A 15,592-nucleotide genomic window follows, 5' to 3' on the forward strand; every position below is an offset into this window, starting at 1 on the left:
GGCGCCGCCGATGACGGGCGTGGACCTGCGGCCGCTGCTGCCGGAAATGGTGATCGGGCTGCTCGCCCTCGGCCTGCTCGTGCTCGACCTCGTGGTCGCGCCGGAGGACCGGCGGCTCATCGGCTGGACCGCGATCGCCGGGCTCATCATCGCGCTTGTCCCGTCCGCCGTGCTGATCGGCGGGTCGCGGTCTCTCGCGGTCTTCAACACCTACGCCGTGGATCCGTTCGCCGGCTTCTTCAAAGTCGTGGCGATCGTGAGCGCGATCCTGGTCATCGCCGCGGCGATGGAATTCTTCCGCGACCACCCGACCGTCCACGAAGGCGATATCTACGTCCTGATCGTGTTCATGGTCCTCGGGCTCGCCGCGATGGCCGCGGCGGCCGACCTGATCGTGCTGTTCCTCGCGATCGAGTGGGTGTCGCTCATCTCGTATGTGCTCGCGGGCTCGCTCAAGGCCGACCGGAAAAGCAGCGAGGCCGGCGTGAAGTATTTCTTCTACGGCGCGGCGGCCTCCGCGGTCATGCTGTACGGCTTCACGTACCTGTACGGCGCGGCCGGGACGACGAACATCTACGAGCTCGGCGCGCGCCTCGGGACCGCGCAGCCCGGGTTCCTGATCGTCGCCGTCGTGCTCATCCTCGCCGGCTTCGGGTTCAAGATCTCGGCCGTGCCGTTTCACCAGTGGACGCCGGACGTCTACGAGGGCGCGCCGACGCCGATCGTCGCGTTCCTGTCGGTGGCCAGCAAGGCCGCGGGCTTCGCGGCGCTCGTGCGGATGCTGTACGTCGCGCTGCCGCCCGGCGCCTGGGTCGCGATCGTCGCGGCGCTGGCGGTGCTGTCGATGACGCTCGGCAATCTGCTCGCGCTCTCGCAGACAAACATCAAGCGCATGCTGGCGTACAGTGCGATCGCCCACGCCGGCTACATGCTGATCGGCGTCGTGGCGGTGTCGGCCTCGCCGGGCGTGCTCGCGTCGGGACAGTCGGCGCTGCTCTTCTACCTGTCGGGCTATGTCTTTACGAACATCGGGGCCTTTACCGTGGCGATCGCCGTGTCGCGGGCGAGCGGCTCCGACGCGATCGCCGGGTACGCCGGGCTGAGCCAGCGCTCGCCGTTCGCCGCGACCGCGATGGGCGCGTTCATGCTGGCGCTCACCGGCATCCCGCCGACGGCGTTGTTCTGGGGCAAGGTGTTTCTGTTCGGCGCCGCGATCCAGAACGGGTTCCTCTGGCTCGCCGTCGTCGGCATCCTGAACAGCGTCGTGTCGCTGTACTACTACGTGGGCGTCATCCGCGCCATGTGGCAAATGCCGCCGGCCGGCGAGCCGTCCGCGGAGCCCGGTGCAGCCGGGCGGCCGGCCGGAGAGCCGGTCGCCGCGCCGATCGAGACGCCGCTGCTGCGGGGCGTGCTCGCCGTGACGACCGCCGGCGCCTTGCTCCCGGGCTTCTTCCCCGACGTGCTGATCCGTCTGGCCCAGGCGGCTTCGCTGCTGCTGAAGCTGTAGCCGATGCCGGCCGGCCACCGGCCGGCCGCCGTGAAATTGGAGCCGGGCCGGTCAAACTTGACACTATTTTGGGGGGTTGTTACGATGTTGGCCGCAGTGGGGCAGGAACGTCCGCGGGCCGGCGCGCGGCTCATCCTCGGTCTACGGACGATATTTTTTTGTTCCACGCAGGAGCACGTGAGATGACCGCACACGACACCCCCGACCGTCATTCCGGTGAAGCCCTGCTCCGCGAGATCGCGCAGCGGGAGCAGGAACTGCAGCAGCAGATAGCGGACGCCCGCGCCGAGGCCGCACGCCGCATCGAACAGGCGCAGCGGCAGGCCGAGGAGACGCGCCGGCGGGCCCGCGACCGCGCCCGCGACATCTCCGCCGGCGCCGCCGCGGAGGCGTCGCGCGAGGCGGAGCGCATCGCCAAGGAGATCGTGGCCCGCGCCGAGGCCGAGGCCGCGGCGATCCGCAAGCAGGCCGAGGAGCGCCGCGCGAAGGCCGTCGAGCTGGTCGTGCGCGAGGTTCTCGGAGGGCAGGCATGATCGTGACGATGAGCCGGGTGACCGTGCTCGGGCCCCGGCGGCTGCAGGCGGACGTGGCCGACGCGATTCAGGGCCTCGGCAGCCTGCACATCGATCACGTCCGGCCGGCCGAGGAGAGCATCGCGCCGCGCCCGCTCAACGACCGCGACCAGGCGGCGCGCGAGGCGATCGACGCGGTGCGCACCCGGGCGGAGGCGATTCTGTCGCTCCTTCCCGCGATCGAGATCCCCCCCGTCGCCACCGAGCCGTACGCGGGGCAGTCACCGGAGGCGCTGCGGGCCCGCCTCGACGCGGTGGACGCGCAGGCCAAGGAGCTGACGCGGCGCCTGCTCGAGGCCGAGGAAGAGCAGGAGATCGTCCAGGCCTACGGCCGCGCCATCGAGATCCTGGCGCCGCTGCTCACGCCGCTGCAGAACAGCCGGCTGCTCGAGTCGACCGGCTTCCTGCTCGAGGGGAAGCCGGGCGCGGTCGAGGCGCTGCGGTCCGATCTTGCGGCCGCGACCCAGGGCCGGGTGGAGGTGACGAGCCGTCCGCTCGACGCGCACCGCGTCGCCGTGGTCGTGGCCTACGCGCGCCGCGCCGCCGAGGCGGTCCGGCCCGTTCTGACCCGTGCCGGCGCCACCGAGCTTCGCCTGCCGGCCAGCGTGCGCGACATGCCGCTGCCGCAGGCCGTCACGCATCTCCAAGAGCGGACCCGCGTGCTGCCGGGCGAGATCGAAGGGCTGCGGGGCGAGCTGATGGAGCTGAGCCGCCGGCACCGGCCGGAGGTGACGGCGATCGCCGTCGTGGCCCGCGACACGGTCCACCGCTACGAGCTGATGGCGCAGACGCCGCAGTCGCGGTATGCGTTCGTGCTGTACGGCTGGGTGCCGACCGCCCGCGTCGGGGTCGTGCGCGAGGGGCTCAAGAAGCGGTTCGGTGACAACGTCATGGTGTTCGACGAGCCGGCGCCGGTGCACCACGCCGAGCGGGTGCCGGTGCTGCTCGACAACCCGGGGTGGCTGAAGCCGTTCGAGATGTTCCTGGCGATCTTCGATCCGCCGAAGTACGGCACGCTCGACCCCACGATCTTCTTCGCGATTTCGATGCCGCTGTGGGTGGGCCTCATCATCGGCGACGTAGGCTACGGCCTGTTCCTGCTCGCGATCACGCTGTGGCTCGCCGGCAAGGCGCGGACGGGGAAGCCGTGGCGGGTGGTCCTGGCCGGGCTGGACTTCGGGTTCACGCTGACGCCGGTCGTGATGCGGCGCGTCGTCGCGCTGCTCACGTGGATGACCTCGTTCACGTTTCTATTCGGGATCGTGTTCGGGGAGTTCTTCGGCGATCTGCCGCAGCGGCTGTTCCCGGGGTTCCACCCGATATTCGACCGGCTGGAGGGCATCAACACCTACCTCTATCTGTCCGTCGGCTTCGGCCTCGCGCAAGTGTACCTCGGCCTCTTCATGGAGATGGTGAAGGCCGTCCGGCACCACGAGCGGACCGAGTTTCTCGAAGCGGCGGCGCTGCTCTTCGGCGGGACGACGGTATTTCTGTGGCTGGCAACGCAGGTGCATGTGCTGCCGCCGTCGTTCTTCAGCCCCGTCATGCTGGGGTGCGCGGTGCTGTTCCTGCTGTCGCTGCTGCTCTCGGCGAGCCTCGGCAGCGCGATGTGGATCATGGAATCGATCTCGACGTTCGGCGCGATCATCTCGTACGCCCGAATCTTCGCGGTCGGCGTGGCGTCGCTCGCGCTCGCGATCGTCGCGAACACGATCGGCGGCCGCGTGCCGGTGCTGATCCTCGGGATCTTCGTCGGCGCGGTCGCCCACATCATGTTCTTCGGGCTGACGATCATCGGCCACATCCTGCAGCCAGCCCGACTCAACTGGGTCGAGTTCTTCTCCAAGTTCAAGTACTACCAGGATACCGGTCGTCGATACCGGCCATTTCAACGCAGCGGGGGTGGAGCGTGAAGTCTCGAAAGATGTGGAAAGTGGTGGGCCTGACGGCCGCCGGGTTGATGCTCTTTGCGATGGGCGCGGGCGCCCAGCAGGCCGCCCAGGCGGTTGGCGCCGGCACCGGCGCGGGCCTCTTGGGCGTCGGCGCCGGATTGGCGATCGGGCTCGGCGCGGTCGGCACCGGCCTCGCGCAGTCCCGCATCGGCGGCGCCGCGGCAGGCGTCATCGCGGAGCGGCCGGAGATGTTCGGCACGATGCTGATCCTGCTCGTGATTCCGGAAACGCTCGTCATTTTCGGATTCGTCATCGCGTTCTTCCTGTACGGCAAGATCTAGGGACCGCGGAGCGGTCGCGTGGGGACGCAACTGATCCAGCTGCTCGAGCAGGAAGCCCGGGCCGAGAAGGACCAGGCGCTGCAGGAGGCGCAGGTCAAGGCCGAGGAGATCCTCGCGGCCGCGGCGCGCGAGGCCGACGAGCTCGAGGCCGCGGCCCGGCAGCGCGTCGAGGCGGAACAAGTCCAGGCGCGGGCGCGGGCGACCAGCACCGCGAGCCTGCGCGCGGCCGCGCTGGTGCTCGCGGCGAAGGACGAAGCGATCCGCAAAGGATTCGAGCAGGCGGAGGCCGATCTCCGCGCGGCCGCGGCGAACCCGCAGCGCCGCGTTGCGGTCTTGAAATCGCTGCTGCGCGAGGCCGCGAGGGATCTGTCGACCGGCGGCCGCGTCACGGTCGAGACGTCTCGCGGCGACGTCCAGGCCGTGCGGGACGCGGCCCGTGAGCTCGGATTGGACGCCGAGGTGCGGGAGGCCGCGGATGTCGCGGACGGGGTCCGCGTCGCCGCGGCGGACGGGCGGGTCGTCGTCGAGAACACGCTGGGAAGCCGGCTCGCCCGCGCCCGGCGGGAGATGGTGTCGAGGGTGGCGGAGACGCTGTGGGGCCGGTAAGCCGGGGGCGGCGCTGAGCCAACCTCCATGGGCGACTTTTCGTACATCAACGCGCGCGTCAAAGTGATGAAGTCGCAGCTCCTCCCGCCGTCGCGTCTGGAGGAGCTGTTTGCCGCGCCGGACGTTCCCGCGATCATTCAGGCGCTTGTCGACACGCCGTACAACCCCGAGCTGCAGGAGGCCCTGACCCGGTTCAGCGGGGTACGGGCGATCGATGAGGCGCTGTCGCAGAACTTCTACCACGCCAGCCGGCGCATCCTGAGCTTCGCCGACGGGTCGGAGCGCCGCCAGATCGAGGTCGTGCTGCTGCGCTACGACCTGCAGAACATCCGGGCGATCGTGCGCGGCCGGCACACCGGCAAGTCGGACGACGAGATCCTCAGCACCCTCTATCCGGGCGGCTCGCTCAGCGAGGTGCGGCTGCGCGAGCTGCTCGAGCAGCCTGACCTTCGCGCGATCGCCGACACGCTGCAGACCTGGATGCATCCGCTGGGGCGGGCGCTGCGCGAAGGCGCAGACGCCACGCAGCGGAGCGGCAGCCTGCTCGACGTCGAGCTCGCGCTGGACCGCGCGTACGCGCAGTACGGCTACCGCGTCGCCGACGGCGAAGGCGACGGCGAGACGAGCTTTCGGCGCTTCCTCAGCGCCGAGGTCACGGTGGCGAACCTCAAGACCGCCCTGCGCCTCCGGCGCATCCGCGAGCTGTCGCGCGAGGAGCGGGACCGGTTCTTCGTGCTCGGCGGCGCGATCTCGCGGGAGCGGTTTCTCGCGCTGGCCGATCCGCAGACCGGCATCGCCGAGGTGGCCGGCACGCGGGTGCTCGGCGTCGACCTGTCGGGGACCGAAGACCTGCTCGAGATGGAGCGCCTGATCGATCGCGCGTTTCAGCGGATGGCCGCGCAAATGCTGCTCGGCGATCCGCTCGGGATCGACGTCGTCATCGGGTACCTGACGCGCAAGGCCGCCGAGGTCGCCAACATCCGGGTGATCGCGCACGCCCGCCAGCTGGGGCTCGCGAACGACGTCGCGCGCCAGGAGATCGTGAATGTATAAGGTGGCGGTAATCACAGATCCGGAGACGGCGACGGGGTTCCGGCTGGCCGGCGTGGAGGTGCGCGAGGCCGGCACGCCCGATGCGGCGCTCGAGTTGATCCGCGAGTACACCGCGGCCGGCTACGGGCTGCTCGCGGTGAACGAGGACCTGCTCCAGGGCACCGAGGACGCGCGCAACCGCCTCCTGCGGGGCCGCGACCTGCCGCTCGTCGTGCCGCTCCCGCCGGCGCGCGCGAACCTCGAGTCGGGAGAGGCCTACATTTCGCGACTGGTGAAGGAGCACATCGGATTCGCGGTCAAGCTGCGGTAAGCGGCGGCCGGCCGGCGCAAACGGGATCTAACGAGTTCGGCACGCGAACGGAGGAGAACGCATGGCGGCACCAACCGGCAAGATCACGCGCATTTCGGGACCCGCGGTCATCGCGGAGGGCCTCGCCGGCGCGCGGATGTACGATATCGTCCGCGTCGGCAAAGAAAAACTGATCGGCGAGATCATTCGGCTGGACGGCGTCACGGCGTTCGTCCAGGTCTACGAGGACACGTCGGGCCTCTACCTCGGCGAGCCGATCGAATCGACCGAGGCGCCGCTCGCGCTCGAGCTGGGGCCGGGGATGCTGAGCAGCATCTACGACGGCATCCAGCGCCCGCTCGACAAGATCCGGGAAGCCCAGGGCGACTTCATCTCGCGCGGCGTCGTCGTCGACTCCCTCGACCGCGCCAAAAAGTGGGCGTTCAAGCCGAGCGTCAAGGCCGGTGAGCGGGTGGGGCCGGGCGACATCATCGGCGAGGTTCAGGAGTATTCCTACGCCCACCGCATCATGGTACCGCCCGACGCGCCGGCCGGTGAGATCGCCGACATCAAGAGCGGCGAGTTCACGGTCACCGACGTCGTCGCGCGGCTCTCCAACGGCACGGAGCTGCGGATGATGCAGACGTGGCCGGTGCGCGTGCCGCGGCCCGCCGCGCGCAAGCTGGACCCGACGGAGCTGTTCATCACCGGCCAGCGCATCCTCGACGTGCTGTTCCCCGTGGCGATGGGCGGCACGGCGGCGGTTCCGGGCCCGTTCGGCAGCGGCAAGACGGTCGTGCAGCAGACGCTCTCCAAGTGGTCGAACGCGGACATCATCGTCTACGTGGGCTGCGGCGAGCGCGGCAACGAGATGACGGACGTGCTGACGGAGTTCCCGGAGCTCGAGGACCCGCGCAACGGCCGGCCGCTGATGGAGCGGACGATCCTCGTGGCCAACACCTCCAACATGCCGGTCGCCGCGCGCGAGGCCAGCATCTACACAGGCGTCACCATGGCCGAGTACTTCCGCGACATGGGCTACCGCGTGGCGCTCATGGCGGACAGCACGAGCCGCTGGGCCGAGGCCCTGCGCGAGATCTCGTCGCGCCTCGAGGAGATGCCGGCCGAGGAAGGCTACCCGCCGTACCTGGCGAGCCGTCTGTCCGCGTTCTACGAGCGGGCCGGCCGCGCCGTCGTGCTCGGCAAAGACGAGCGCGTGGGCGCCGTCACCGTCGTCGGCGCGGTCTCGCCCCCCGGCGGCGACCTCTCCGAGCCGGTGACGCAGAGCACGCTGCGCATCGTCGGCACCTTCTGGTCGCTCGACGCGCAGCTCGCCTACCGCCGGCACTTCCCCGCGATCAACTGGAACCGTTCGTACAGCCTGTACGAGGGGCTGCTCGCGCCGTGGTACGCGAAGAACGTCGCGGAGGACTTCGCCGACCAGCGCACCTGGCTGAGCGCGATTCTGGCCCGCGAGGCCGGGCTGCAGGAAGTCGTGCAGCTGGTCGGGCCCGACGCCCTGCAGGACGCCGAGCGCATGGTGATCGAGGCGGGCCGGATGATCCGCGAGTTCTACCTGCAGCAGAGCGCGTTCAGCGACGTGGACGCGTCCTGCTCGCTGGAGAAGGCCTACGGCATGCTCCGGGGCATCCGCGCGTTCTACGAGGCGTCACTGGAAGGCCTCCAGCGCGGGATGACGATCGACGAGGTCCTCAACCTGCCTCAGAACGAACAGATCGCGCGCTTCAAGGAAGTGCCGAACGACAAGTTCCCGAACGCGCTCAAGGAGTTTATGGACGGGTTGAAGCAGACGTTCGCGAAGGCCGGCGAGCCCCCTGTCGAGGGCAGGCAGACGCCGGCGGCGGCCGGCGACGGGCGGAGGAGCTGAGATGGATCTCGCCACCAAGCGCTACACCAGCATCAGCTACATCTCGGGGCCGCTGGTCTTCGTTGAGGGTGCGCGCGACCTCGCCTACGGCGCGATCGTCGAGATCCACGTCCAGGACGGCAGCGTGCGCGGCGGTCAGGTCATCGAAGTCTCCGAGCGCAACGCGGTCATCCAGGTCTTCGAAGAGACCCGCGGGATGGATCTCGCCAAGACGTCGATCAGCCTGCGCGAGGACGTCGCGCGCATCGGCGTCAGCCGGGAGATGATCGGCCGGCGGTTCAACGGCCTCGGCGATCCGATCGACGGCCTGCCGCCGATCATCCCCGAGAAGCGCCTGCCGATCCTCGGCGCGCCGATCAACCCGGTGGCGCGGGAGAAGCCGGCCGAGTTCATCCAGACCGGCATCTCGACGATCGACGTCATGAACACGCTCGTCCGCGGCCAGAAGCTGCCGATCTTCTCCGGGGCGGGCCTGCCGGCGAACGATATCGCCGCGCAGATCGCCCGCCAGTCCAAGGTGCTCGGCGAGGCTGAGCAGTTCTCGGTCGTGTTCGGCGCCATGGGGATCACGCAGCGCGAGGCGGCGTTCTTCATCCACGAGTTCGAATCGACCGGCGCGCTCGCGCGCAGCGTCGTGTTCATGAACCTCGCCGACGACCCGACGATCGAGCGCCTGATGACGCCGCGGACGGCGCTCACCGTGGCGGAATACCTCGCCTACGAGCTGGACATGCAGGTGCTCGTCATTCTGACCGATATGACAAATTACTGCGAAGCGCTGCGCGAAATCGGCGCGGCGCGCGAGGAGATCCCGGGACGCCGCGGCTACCCGGGCTACATGTACACCGACCTCGCGAGCATCTACGAGCGCGCGGGCCGGATCAAGGGCAAGAAGGGGACGATCACACAGTTCCCGATCCTCACGATGCCGGACGACGACATCACGCACCCGATCGCCGACCTCACCGGCTACATCACCGAGGGGCAGCTCGTGCTCGCGCGGCCGCTGCACCGGCAGGGCATCTACCCGCCGATCAACCCGCTGCCGAGCCTCTCGCGCCTCATGAACAACGGCATCGGCAAGGGCCGCACGCGCGAGGACCACCGGCAGGTGGCCGACCAGCTGTACTCGGCCTACGCGCAGGGCCTCGACCTCCGCCGCCTCGTCGCCATCATCGGCGAGGAGGCGCTCACGGAGAACGACCGGCTGTATCTCAAGTTCGCCGACGCGTTCGAGAAGGAGTTCATCAATCAGGGCAACAGCGACCGGTCGATTCAGGACTCGCTGACCCTCGGCTGGAAGCTCCTCTCGGTGTTCCCGAAGACGGCGTTGACCCGGATCAGCCGGGACCACGTGGACAAGTACTACTACGGCGCGGAAGCGGACAGGATGTTTCGGCCGGGCGAGGTACGCTGAGCGCCGCAGCCCTCGCCTCGCTCAGATGGCGTGAGATGATCGCCAAATCGCTCGGCTCAGGCTACGCCGCTCCGCTTTAGCAGAAGTACTTCTCGGGAGAGAGCGCAATGGCGGAAACAATCAGTCCTACCAGAATGAACCTGCTGCAGCGCCAGAACCAGGTCAAGCTGGCGCAGCAGGGCGTCGATCTTCTGAAAAAAAAGCGGGACGCGCTCGTGGCGGACTTTTTCAACATCGTCCGCCGGGCGCTGGCCGCGCGCGAGAAACTGACGAAATCCGCCGAGCAGTCGTACACGCTGCTCGGTCTGACGAAGGCCGTCGAGGGCCGCGAGACGCTCGAGGCCGTCGCGCTCGCGGATCCGCGCCGGCTCGAAGTCGGCATCGAGACCAAAAACGTCTGGGGCACACGCATCCCCAGCATCGCGACAAACGACGTCAAGCGGTCGCCGCTGGCCCGCAACGCCGATCCGGCCGCGGTCTCGGCGCGCACGATCGAGAGCGCCGACCGGTTCGAGGACGTCGTCGCCGCGCTGCTCGAGGTGGCGGGGACCGAGATAACTTTGCGGAAGATCGGCGAAGAGATCAAGAAGACCACCCGCCGGGTGAACGCGCTCGAGCAGGTGGTCATCCCGCGCGTCCGCGGCGAGATCCGGTACATTCGGGACGTGCTCGAGCAGCGTGCCCGGGAGGACGTCTTTCGCCTGAAGCGGATCAAGCAGAAGCTCGAAAGCGCGAAGAACTGAGCGACCCGGGCCAGGCCGTCGCCTCCCGGCGGCCAGTCCCGCGTGAGCGGGACGACACGTGGCCCGCGGTGGCCGGGGCCATCGTGGGCTCGCCCGGGATCGTGATGATGCTCGGCGCCACAGACGTGGGCAAGACGACCACCGCCACACGCCTGGCGGGGGCGGCCGTCCGGGCCGGGGTGCCGGCGGCGGTCGTGGATGGGGATACCGGTCAATCGGATCTCGGCCCTCCCGCCGCGGTCGGGTGGGGGCCGGTTCACGGCGCGGTGCGGCGGATGGCCGGGATACCGCTCGCCGGCCTGTGGTTTGTCGGCGATACGTCGCCACAGCGGGTCTATCGCCATCTCGTGGAAGGCGCGCTCGCGCTGACCGCGTGCGCCCGGCGCCAGGGGGCGCAGATCGTGATCGTCGACACGACCGGCTGGATCGAAGGCGCGGGCGCCGCCGCCAAACTCCGCAAGATCCGCCGGCTCGCGCCCCGTCATCTCGTCGCCATTCAGCGGGATCGCGAGGTGGAACCGATCCTCGCGCACGTGCCGCGCGACACGGTGGTGCATCGGCTGCGGCCCGCGCCGGCGGTCCGGCGGCGCTCCGCGGAGGAGCGCCGCGCGCTTCGCGAAGCGAAGTTTGGCCGATACTTTGACGGATCGGCCCTGTTCGCCCTGGACGCCGACGACATCGCCCTGCAGCGGGACACGATCTATCGGGGAAGATGGATCCCGCCGTCCCGCGTCCTCGCCGAGGTGCCGCCGGACGCCCTCCGGTATCTGCTCGTCGGTTTGGCCGACCGCCGTGGTACCATCATGGCGATGGGTACTGTCGCCGACGTGGACCCCGCGCAGCGCCGGATCGCCGTTGTGGCGCCTCCCGTACCGCCGCGCGCGGTGCGGTTCGTGCAGTGGGGCGTCCTTCGCGTAACACCCGCGGGGCGCGAGGCCGGCCGGCTCTCGGACGTCCGAGGGGCGTCCGCGTGAAGTTCTTCCGCGGCGCGGCCGCGACAGGAGTACGGCGCTGGCAGGTCGCGCTCACCGCGGTCGCCCTCGTGGTCGGGTTCGTCTTCACGGTGCAGTCGCGGACGGAACAGTCGATCGAGACCGGGCTTCAGGTCAGCTCCGGCCGCCTCGGCGAGGTCGCCTACCGGTACCGCGCGGAGGATGAGCGGCAGACGGCGATGCGTGCCGAGATCGCGGACCTCCGGCGGGAGATCGCCGACGACGAACAGCGCGCGGCGGCGGATCAGCGCGTCACCGCGTCGCTGGCCACGGAGCTCGGCATGCTGCGGGCCGCGGCCGGGCTCACCGCGCTGCGGGGTCCCGGGCTCGCGGTGACGATCACCGACAGCCGGCGGGCGTTGCGGCCCGGCGAAGATCCCAACCTCGTGCTGATCCACTACTCCGACGTCCGCGCCGTGGTCAACATGCTGTGGGCGGCCGGGGCGGAGGCCGTCGCCGTCAACGACGAGCGCATCATCGCCACGACCGGGCTCTCGTGCGTCGGCACGACGATCCTCTGCAATACGCGGCGCATGGCGCCGCCCTATCGGATCGTCGCCATCGGCAATCAGGACACGATGATGGCGGCCGCGCAGGCGCGCGGCGGGATTCTCGACCAGTTGCGCGCGTTCGAATTTCCGGTCACGGTCACGACCGGCACGGACCTGCCGGTGCCGGCCTACGGCGGCGGATTCGTGTACCGTTATGCGAAGCCGGCCGGGACGGGGGGGTAGGCGCGGTGTGGCTGCCGATTCTGGGTCTGCTGGCCGGCCTCGCGCTCGGCCTGCTGGTCAGCGTCCAGGTCCCGCTCAGCTACGTGAAGTACAGCGCGATCGCGATCCTCGCGTCCGTGGACACGATCCTGGGGGGTGTCCGCGCGCAGTGCGAGCGGCGGTTCGACCTGTGGGTCTTTCTCTCGGGCTTCGTGGTCAACACGGTGTTCGCGGCGGCCCTGACCGCGCTCGGCGACCTGCTGGGGCTGGACATCTACCTCGGCGCCGTGATCGCGTTCAGCATCCGTATTTTCAATAACATCGGCTTCATCCGGCGCGATCTGCTGGGCCTGGTGTGGCGGGACCGGCCGCCGGAAGCGGAAGAGCCAGGTTAGAGATTCAGAACGACGGGGAGGCGAATCGATGGCGCGCGTTGGGATCAACGGGTTCGGCCGGATCGGGCGGCAGGTGCTGCGGGCGATTCTGGAGCACCATCCGGATCTCGAGGTCACGGCGGTCAACGATCTGACCGACGTAAAGACGAACGTGCATCTCTTCAAGTACGACAGCACCTACGGCCCCTACCGCGGGACCGTCGAGGGCCGGAACGGGACTCTCGTGGTCGACGGGCGGTCCATCGCCGTCGTCGCGGAGCGCGACCCGGCGAAGCTGCCGTGGAAGCAGCACGGCGTCGACATCGTCATCGAGTCCACCGGCCGCTTCACCGCCGCGGAGAAGGCCGCGGGGCACCTGCAGGGCGGCGCCAAGCGCGTGGTCATCAGCGCCCCCGCGACCGGCGAGGACCTAACGGTCAACATGGGCGTGAACCACACGGCCTATGATCTGTCCAAACACAAGATCATCAGCAACGGATCCTGCACCACCAACTGCCTGTCTGTGACCGCCAAGGTGCTGAGCCAAACCTTCGGGATCGCCGGCGGGTTCATGAACACGATCCATTCCTACACCAACGATCAGGTGATCCTCGACACCGTGCATAAGGACCTGCGGCGCGCGCGGGCCGCCGGGCTCAATATCATCCCCACGACCACCGGCGCGGCCAAGGCGATCAACCTCGTGCTGCCCGAACTCAAGGGCAAGCTCAACGGCCTGGCGCTGCGGGTCCCGACGCCCACGGTCTCCGTCGTCGATCTGACCGTGTCGCTGGAGAAGCCGGCGACCGTCGAGCAGATCAACGGCGCGTACAAGCGGGCGGCCGCGGAGGAGCTCAACGGCTTTCTCGGCTACAGCGACGAGCCGCTGGTCTCGACCGATTACAAGGGCGATCCGCGCAGCGGGATCATCGACGGGCTGTCGACCATGGCCGTGGGCAGCCTCGTCAAGATCCTCTCCTGGTACGACAACGAGTGGGGCTACTCGTGCCGGGTGGCGGATCTCGTGGCGTTCATGGTTACGCGGGGCGTGTGAGTACCAAGAAGAAGACCGTCCGGGATATCGACGTCCGCGGCAAGCGCGTCTTCGTCCGCGTGGATTTCAACGTGCCGCTCGACCACGGCCGCATCACGGACGACCAGCGGATCAAGGCGGCGCTGCCGACAATCCGGTATCTGCTGGACCACGGCGCGATGGTGATTCTGGCGTCGCACCTGGGGCGCCCGAAAGGCCCCGACGACTCTCTGCGCATGGATCCGGTCGCGGAGCGCCTCGGCGAACTGCTGCAGCGTCCGGTCAAGAAGCTCGACGACTGCGTTGGGCCGGTTGTCGAGGACCAGATCTTCTCGATGCACCCCGGCGACGTGGTCGTGCTCGAGAACCTGCGATTTCATCGTGACGAAGAGGCGAACGAGCCGGTGTTCGCCCACGCGCTCGCGCGCCTCGCCGACGTCTACGTGAACGATGCGTTCGGCACCGCGCACCGCGCGCACGCGAGCACGGTGGGGATCACCCAGTATCTGCCGTCGGTCGCGGGCCTGCTGATGGAGCGCGAGCTGACGTACCTCGGCAAGGTGCTCGAGCACCCGGCGAAGCCGCTCGTCGTGATCCTCGGCGGCAAGAAGGTCGAAGACAAGATCGGCGTGATCCGTAATCTGCTGCGCCTGGCGACGACGATGCTGATCGGCGGCGGCATGTGCTACACGTTCCTCAAGGCGCAGGGCGCCGCGATCGGCGCGTCGCTGCTGGAGGCCGAGAAGCTCGATCTCGCGGGCGACCTGCTGCGGGAGGCCGAGCGGCGCGGGGTCGCGATGGTGCTCCCGGTCGACGTCGTCGCGGCCCAGAAGGTGGAGGCCGGGGCGCCGACCCGCGTCGTGGACGCGCGGGCGATTCCGGACGGCTGGATCGGCGTGGATATCGGACCGCGCACGGTGGCGGCGATGAGCGCTCCCATCGCCGGCGCCGCCACGATTCTGTGGAATGGACCGATGGGGGTCTTCGAGATCCCGGAGTTCGCCGGGGGCACGCGCGCGATCGCGAAGGCCGTCGCCGAATCGCGCGGCGAGTCGATCGTCGGCGGCGGCGATACCGCCGCGGCGGTCGAGCAGTTCGGCTTCGCGGACAAGATCACCCACGTCAGCACGGGCGGAGGCGCGTCCTTGGAGTTCATGGAGGGCAAGACCCTGCCGGGCGTCGCGGCGCTGCAGGACGCGCCATCATGACGCCGCCGCCGGGTGCCGCCGGGCCCCGTTCCAACCGCGTGCCGCTCGCCGTCGGCAACTGGAAGATGCACCTGACCCGCGAGCCGGCGGAGCGCCTGGCCCGCGATATCGTCCGCGCGCTGGCCGAGGTGCGTGGAGTCGAGGTGGCGATCTGTCCGCCGGCGACCGCGCTCGATGTGGTCGGCCGCGCACTCAAAGGCTCGCCCCTGCTGCTCGGCGCCCAGACGATGCATGAGGGGACGCACGGGGCGTTCACCGGCGAGATCAGCCCCACGATGTTGCTCGATCTCGGCTGCCGGTGCGTCATTCTGGGGCATTCGGAGCGGAGGCAGTGGTACGGGGAGACCGACGAGGCGCTCGCCCGAAAAGTGCGCTCGGCAATCTCCCATCATCTCATGCCGATTATCTGCGTCGGCGAGCGATTGGTGGAGCGCGAGGCCGGCCAGACCGACGCGATTGTGACCGAGCAGGTGGAGGCCGCCGTCGGCGGCGCGGGAGAACAGTCCGACGTGCCCCTGGTGGTGGCGTATGAGCCGGTCTGGGCGATCGGAACGGGGCACACCGCCACCGGCGAGGAGGCCAATCGCGTCGCGTCGCTGATCCGGTGGGTCGTCGCGTCGAGGTGCGGGGCCGCCGCCGGCGACGCGGTGAGGATCCTGTACGGCGGCAGCGTCAAGCCGGACAATGTCCGCGAGTTTTTCGGCCAACCGGAGATCGACGGGGCGCTGGTCGGCGGGGCGAGCCTCGACGCCGGCGCGTTCGCCGCGATCGTGCGGGCCGCGGCGGAGCGCGCCGCGTAGGGAACCGCGCCGGTCCGCCGCCTTGTACAGGTTCAGATAGATCCGAAAGACCCTCGTTGAAGGGTGTCGCGACGGACTCGGCGCTATCAACCGCTGGGCCATGGCTATACTGGCCCCATGCAGATTCACCAGAGCCTGGTGCGCGGCACCCGACGGATCCGCGT

At 69.4% G+C, this 15,592-nt stretch carries 16 protein-coding genes; all 16 read left to right on the forward strand.

Annotated features, from left to right (window positions below; translation table 11 throughout):
* The first annotated feature begins 10 nt into the window (after nt 1-10).
* Nucleotides 11-1,507, forward strand: coding sequence for an NADH-quinone oxidoreductase subunit N (locus tag VKT83_02215; GenBank protein ID HLY21258.1), 1,497 nt, complete (start codon nt 11-13; stop codon nt 1,505-1,507).
* A gap of 182 nt (nt 1,508-1,689) precedes the next feature.
* The gene (locus tag VKT83_02220; GenBank protein HLY21259.1) at nt 1,690-2,040 is read left to right on the forward strand and encodes a V-type ATPase subunit subunit G family protein; all 351 of its coding nucleotides are present in this window, start codon (nt 1,690-1,692) and stop codon (nt 2,038-2,040) included.
* A complete protein-coding gene (locus VKT83_02225) occupies nt 2,037-3,992 on the forward strand; it encodes a hypothetical protein (GenBank protein HLY21260.1) in 1,956 nt (651 codons plus the stop codon). The genes VKT83_02220 and VKT83_02225 overlap by 4 nt, the downstream gene beginning before the upstream one ends.
* Before the next feature lie 59 nt (nt 3,993-4,051).
* Complete coding sequence (locus VKT83_02230; GenBank protein HLY21261.1) at nt 4,052-4,312, forward strand: V-type ATP synthase subunit K; 261 nt, start codon at nt 4,052-4,054, stop codon at nt 4,310-4,312.
* An 18-nt stretch (nt 4,313-4,330) separates the two neighbouring features.
* A complete protein-coding gene (locus VKT83_02235; GenBank protein ID HLY21262.1) occupies nt 4,331-4,918 on the forward strand; it encodes a V-type ATP synthase subunit E in 588 nt (195 codons plus the stop codon).
* A gap of 27 nt (nt 4,919-4,945) precedes the next feature.
* Entirely contained in the window at nt 4,946-5,971 is a 1,026-nt protein-coding gene (locus VKT83_02240; GenBank protein HLY21263.1) for a V-type ATPase subunit, read from the forward strand.
* Complete coding sequence (locus VKT83_02245; protein HLY21264.1) at nt 5,964-6,281, forward strand: V-type ATP synthase subunit F; 318 nt, start codon at nt 5,964-5,966, stop codon at nt 6,279-6,281. Before VKT83_02240 ends, VKT83_02245 begins: the two co-directional genes overlap by 8 nt.
* Nucleotides 6,282-6,342: 61 nt before the next feature.
* Nucleotides 6,343-8,148, forward strand: a complete 1,806-nt coding sequence (locus tag VKT83_02250; GenBank protein HLY21265.1) for a V-type ATP synthase subunit A — start codon at nt 6,343-6,345, stop codon at nt 8,146-8,148.
* A 1-nt stretch (nt 8,149) separates the two neighbouring features.
* Nucleotides 8,150-9,565, forward strand: a complete 1,416-nt coding sequence (locus VKT83_02255) for a V-type ATP synthase subunit B (GenBank protein HLY21266.1) — start codon at nt 8,150-8,152, stop codon at nt 9,563-9,565.
* A 107-nt stretch (nt 9,566-9,672) separates the two neighbouring features.
* Complete coding sequence (locus tag VKT83_02260; GenBank protein HLY21267.1) at nt 9,673-10,308, forward strand: V-type ATP synthase subunit D; 636 nt, start codon at nt 9,673-9,675, stop codon at nt 10,306-10,308.
* Between the two features lie 68 nt (nt 10,309-10,376).
* Nucleotides 10,377-11,282, forward strand: a complete 906-nt coding sequence (locus tag VKT83_02265; protein ID HLY21268.1) for a polynucleotide 5'-hydroxyl-kinase — start codon at nt 10,377-10,379, stop codon at nt 11,280-11,282.
* Nucleotides 11,279-12,034, forward strand: coding sequence for a DUF881 domain-containing protein (locus tag VKT83_02270; GenBank protein ID HLY21269.1), 756 nt, complete (start codon nt 11,279-11,281; stop codon nt 12,032-12,034). Before VKT83_02265 ends, VKT83_02270 begins: the two co-directional genes overlap by 4 nt.
* A gap of 5 nt (nt 12,035-12,039) precedes the next feature.
* The gene (locus VKT83_02275) at nt 12,040-12,408 is read left to right on the forward strand and encodes a small basic family protein (GenBank protein ID HLY21270.1); all 369 of its coding nucleotides are present in this window, start codon (nt 12,040-12,042) and stop codon (nt 12,406-12,408) included.
* Between the two features lie 28 nt (nt 12,409-12,436).
* Complete coding sequence (gap, locus tag VKT83_02280; GenBank protein HLY21271.1) at nt 12,437-13,441, forward strand: type I glyceraldehyde-3-phosphate dehydrogenase; 1,005 nt, start codon at nt 12,437-12,439, stop codon at nt 13,439-13,441.
* Nucleotides 13,438-14,628: a phosphoglycerate kinase gene (locus tag VKT83_02285; protein ID HLY21272.1), complete on the forward strand. Its 1,191-nt coding sequence runs from the start codon at nt 13,438-13,440 to the stop codon at nt 14,626-14,628. The genes gap and VKT83_02285 overlap by 4 nt, the downstream gene beginning before the upstream one ends.
* Nucleotides 14,625-15,428 carry a triose-phosphate isomerase gene (gene tpiA, locus VKT83_02290; GenBank protein ID HLY21273.1) on the forward strand — a complete coding sequence of 268 codons (804 nt, stop codon included), beginning with the start codon at nt 14,625-14,627 and terminating at the stop codon, nt 15,426-15,428. Before VKT83_02285 ends, tpiA begins: the two co-directional genes overlap by 4 nt.
* Nucleotides 15,429-15,592 lie beyond the last annotated feature (164 nt).

This window comes from bacterium, from assembly GCA_035308905.1.
Lineage (GTDB): Bacteria > Sysuimicrobiota > Sysuimicrobiia > Sysuimicrobiales > Segetimicrobiaceae > DASSJF01.